This window comes from Sphingobacterium sp. T2 (assembly GCF_000814685.1).
Classification (GTDB): Bacteria; Bacteroidota; Bacteroidia; order Sphingobacteriales; family Sphingobacteriaceae; genus Sphingobacterium; species Sphingobacterium thermophilum.
In genome coordinates this window covers 1-4347 of record NZ_JXAC01000069.1, presented here as the reverse complement: position 1 = coordinate 4347, position 4347 = coordinate 1, and the positions used below count along the sequence as shown (strand labels likewise).

Sequence of the window (4347 nt, the reverse complement as noted above, 5' to 3'; positions counted from 1 at the left end):
TCGTATTATAAATGACGTCTAAACTATTTTATTATCCAGATTTTTACAAGAGGTTTGTTTTATTAATACTATCTTCGGATATACCAAGATTCATTCTACAAAATACATTATGAGTAAAAAGTCTATTTTCATTTTAGTAATTGGTTTAGCTATTGTTTTAGGATTAGTTGCTTATCGTCTAATGGTTAACTCTGCGAAGGAAAAGCAGGGGGGCGGCAATGCTCGAGGTGGAGGAGTAAGCAGGGTGCAGGGAAAGGTTCTTGTAGGACAACCTTTTTCGGATTATTTGACTTTGACAGGTTCGATAGAGGCCAATGAGGTGGTAGAGCTTCATGCCGAAGTGTCGGGCATCGTAGAGGTGTTGAATTTTTCTGAGGGCAGTGAGGTCAGCCAAGGTCAGATGTTGATTAAGATCAACGACTCGGAATTGCAGGCACAGCTAGCGCAGGCGCGTACTAAGGCACAGCTTGCAGGAGAAAATGCCAGACGTGCCAAATTATTGTTAGAGAAGGAAGCTATAAGCCAAGAGGAATACGATATTGCCAGTGCTGACTATCGTTCGGCCGAGTCACAGATTCAACTGATAAAGGCGCAAATCGACAAGACGGTCGTTCGGGCCCCTTTTTCGGGTAGAATAGGCCTTCGTAACATTTCTAAAGGAAGTTATATCACGCCATCTACTGTTATTGCTAAGCTTGCCAACACGTCACAGTTGAAGTTGTCTTTTTCCGTTCCGGAGAAATATGCTCATATGGTTAAAATCGGAGGTAGGGTGAACTTTACTACGCAAGGCGATGAACAGCAATATGAAGCTTCTATATATGCTGTGGAGCCTGTGATCGAAGCCAACACAAGAACATTGCTTGTCCGAGCACTTTGTTCTACAAATACTTCACTGATACCGGGAGCTTTTGCTAATGTAACTTTCCCATTGGAGACCGTTGAGAAAGGTCTTCTAGTACCTGCCGAAGCCTTAATACCTATACAGAATGGTAAGAAGGTATTTGTGCTGAAAGATGGCAAAGCCAAAGAAGTGGTGGTAGAGACAGGTGGAAGATCAGAGTCAGACGTTTTGGTTACCAAAGGCCTTGCTGAAGGAGATACAGTACTTACTTCGGGTGTAATGGCGCTTCGAGATGGTTCTGCGGTAAATGTGGTATTAAAGTAATTGCGTTGGTATTATGAGTCTATCTACACTTAGTATAAAACGACCGGTTCTGACGATTGTCATGAACCTCATGTTGATATTGTTTGGGATTATAGGTTATACCTTTCTTGGGGTTCGGGAGTTTCCTTCCATAGACCCTGCACAGATTTCGGTGCGTACCAGCTATGCGGGAGCCAATCCTGATATTATTGAGTCTCAGATTACAGAGCCACTGGAGAAGGCTATCAATTCCATCGATGGTATCCGTAACATTTCATCTACCAGTTCACAGGGATCTAGTAATATCAATATAGAATTTAATCTTGACAAAAATCTTGAAGAGGCAGCAAATGAATGTGAGGGATAAGGTTTCGCAGGCCATGCGTAGCCTACCACAGGATATAGATGCTGCGCCGGTAGTGTCCAAAGCGGATGCCGATTCCGAACCTATTATTGTGATGACCTTACAAAGCTCCACGCATAATGTGTTGGAGCTGTCGGATTATGCCGAAAACGTGGTGTCACAACGCCTTCAAACCATTCCGGGGGTAAGTTCAGTGCAGATCTGGGGGCAGCGTAAGTATGCTATGCGTCTGTGGATAGACCCTAACAAACTTTCTTCCTATGGTCTGACGGTACGTGATGTGATGACAGCGCTAAACACGCAAAACGTGGAACTTCCGTCCGGAAAACTGACGGGAACAAACACAGAACTTACCGTAAAAACTATAGGTAATCTCTCCTCTGAAGAGGAATTCAATAATATTATTATTCGTGCTGACCAGACGAAGATCGTGCGCTTACGTGACGTGGGAAGTGCCGCATTGGAAGCGGAAAATTTCGAGACCAAAATGTCAGACTCCGGATATCCTATGGTTAGTTTGGCTGTCATCCCACAACCTGGGACCAACTATCTTGAAATTGCAGGGAAGTTTTACGAAGAGTTTGACCGGCTGAAGGTAGACTTGCCAGAAGGATATATCATGGATGTAGCTATCGACAATACGCAGTTCGTAAAAAAGGCGGTGATGGAGGTGGTAGAAACTTTGGTCATATCTGTAGTGCTGGTGGTGTTGATTATCTATATTTTCTTCCGTAACTGGTCTATCGCTTTCCGCCCTTTGATTGATATTCCCGTATCGCTGATTGCAACTTTCTTTATTATGTATCTGTGTGGCTTCTCCATCAATGTATTGACATTGTTGGCAATAGTGTTGGCAACGGGGTTGGTGGTAGATGATGGTATTGTGGTCACGGAAAATATATTCAAAAAGGTGGAGGAAGGTATGTCACCTATCCAAGCGGCAATCAAAGGGTCGAATGAAATTTTCTTTGCTGTAATATCCATCTCCATTACGCTTGCGGCGGTATTCTTACCCGTAATCTTCTTGGAAGGGTTTGTAGGTCGTCTTTTTCGCGAGTTTGGGGTAGTAATAGGGGCGGCGGTGCTGATTTCAGCGTTTGTATCACTGACATTGACGCCTATGCTGAATGCATATCTGATGAAAGGCGGCGAGCAGAAGAAAAGTAAATTTTATGAAAAGACAGAAAAGTTTTTTGTGGCAATGAACACCGAATATGCAGGGTCGTTGAAAGCTTTCCTTAAAAATAAATGGGTAAGCTTTGTGATTCTGGTAGTATGTTTCGGGTTGATATACTTGTTTTATCAAATATTGCCTAAAGAGACTGCACCGTATGACGACAGAAGCTATTTGAGTGTGCGTGTTACGGCACCGGAGGGTGTTTCATACGACTATATGGATCGATTTATGACAGACCTGACTATGCTTATCAACGACTCTGTTCCGGAGAAGAAAGTAAGTTTGGTCATCACCTCGCCGGGCTTTGGTTCCGCCTCTTTGAATAGTGGTTTCGTACGTCTTGGCTTGGTAAGCCCTAATGAGCGTGAACGAACACAACAGGAAATTGCGGATGACCTTTCACGGTTGACACGAAGATTTACGGATGCCAGAGTTTCTGTGTCTCAACAACCTACTATTGCCGTAAACCGAAGAGGCGGCTTACCGATACAATACATCATCCAGGCCCCTAACTTCCAAGCTTTGGAAGAAAAAATCCCTGAGTTTATGGAAGAGCTTGGTAAAGATCCTACCTTCTCCATTACGGATGTGAACTTGAAGTTCAACAAGCCGGAAATCTATGTGACCATAGACAGGGAGAAGGCACAGGCTTTAGGTGTTTCGGTACTGGATGTGGCGCAGACCTTACAAATGTCTTTGTCAGGCCAACGATTCGGTTATTTCATGATGAATGGAAAGCAGTATCAGGTGATGGGACAATTTGATCGCAAAGACCGTTCTAAACCTGCAGACTTAGCTTCTATCTATGTGAAAAACAATAGAGGGGAACTTATTCAGTTAAGTAATATCGTGGAAATGGAAGAGCGAAGCAGTCCTCCACAATTGTTCCACAACAACAGATATATGTCGGCAACGGTTTCAGCGGGATTAGCTCCTGGAAAAACTATCGGGGACGGTATCGATGCTATGGAAAGGATACGCCAAAAGGTACTTGACGAACGGTTCACCACAGACCTTGGTGGCGAGTCCCGCGATTTCAAGGAGAGTGGTTCTAATACTATGTTTGCCTTTGGTCTTGCCGTATTATTAATCTTTCTGATTTTGGCTGCGCAGTTTGAAAGTTTTATAGATCCTATAGTCATCCTCATAACGGTGCCGTTGGCCGTGGCAGGAGCAATGTTCTCGCTTTGGCTGTTTGGCCAGACATGGAATATTTTCAGTCAGATTGGTACGATCATGCTGATAGGTCTGGTGACAAAAAACGGTATTCTTATCGTAGAGTTCGCTAATCAGCTGCGTGAACAGGGACTGGATAAGTATAATGCGGTGGTACAAGCAGCAGAAGCACGTCTAAGACCTATTCTGATGACTTCTTTGGCTATTGCTTTCGGTGCATTGCCTATTGCCCTGTCGTTGGGGGCTGCCTCCACTAGTAGAATAGGTATGGGGGTAGTGATTGTGGGAGGAACGATTTTCTCTTTAGTGTTGACTTTATTTGTTATTCCTGCGTTTTATTTGATGATGTCTCGTCCGCGTAAGCATCGTCCGGAATTTGATAATATAGAAGAGTAATATGAGAGTATTTGCATGGATTGTAGGTATTATAGGATTGTCGGTTAATGTTGTAGCACAAGAGCTGCATCCCTTACGGCACGCTCT

The 4347-nt window shown here is 43.8% G+C and carries 1 protein-coding gene and 1 pseudogene; both read left to right on the top strand.

Annotation, left to right across the window (positions count from 1 at the left end; translation table 11 throughout):
- Positions 1 to 109 precede the first annotated feature (109 nt).
- Positions 110 to 1168, top strand: coding sequence for an efflux RND transporter periplasmic adaptor subunit (locus SD31_RS05505; RefSeq protein WP_039053399.1), 1059 nt, complete (start codon positions 110 to 112; stop codon positions 1166 to 1168).
- Between the two features lie 13 nt (positions 1169 to 1181).
- Positions 1182 to 4260, top strand: a pseudogene (locus SD31_RS05500) (efflux RND transporter permease subunit).
- The last annotated feature ends 87 nt before the right edge of the window (positions 4261 to 4347 follow it).

Bases quoted from the DNA above. Each gene is read 5' to 3' on its own strand.
- SD31_RS05505 (WP_039053399.1), top strand. From the start codon at position 110: ATGAGTAAAAAGTCTATTTTCATTTTAGTAATTGGTTTAGCTATTGTT.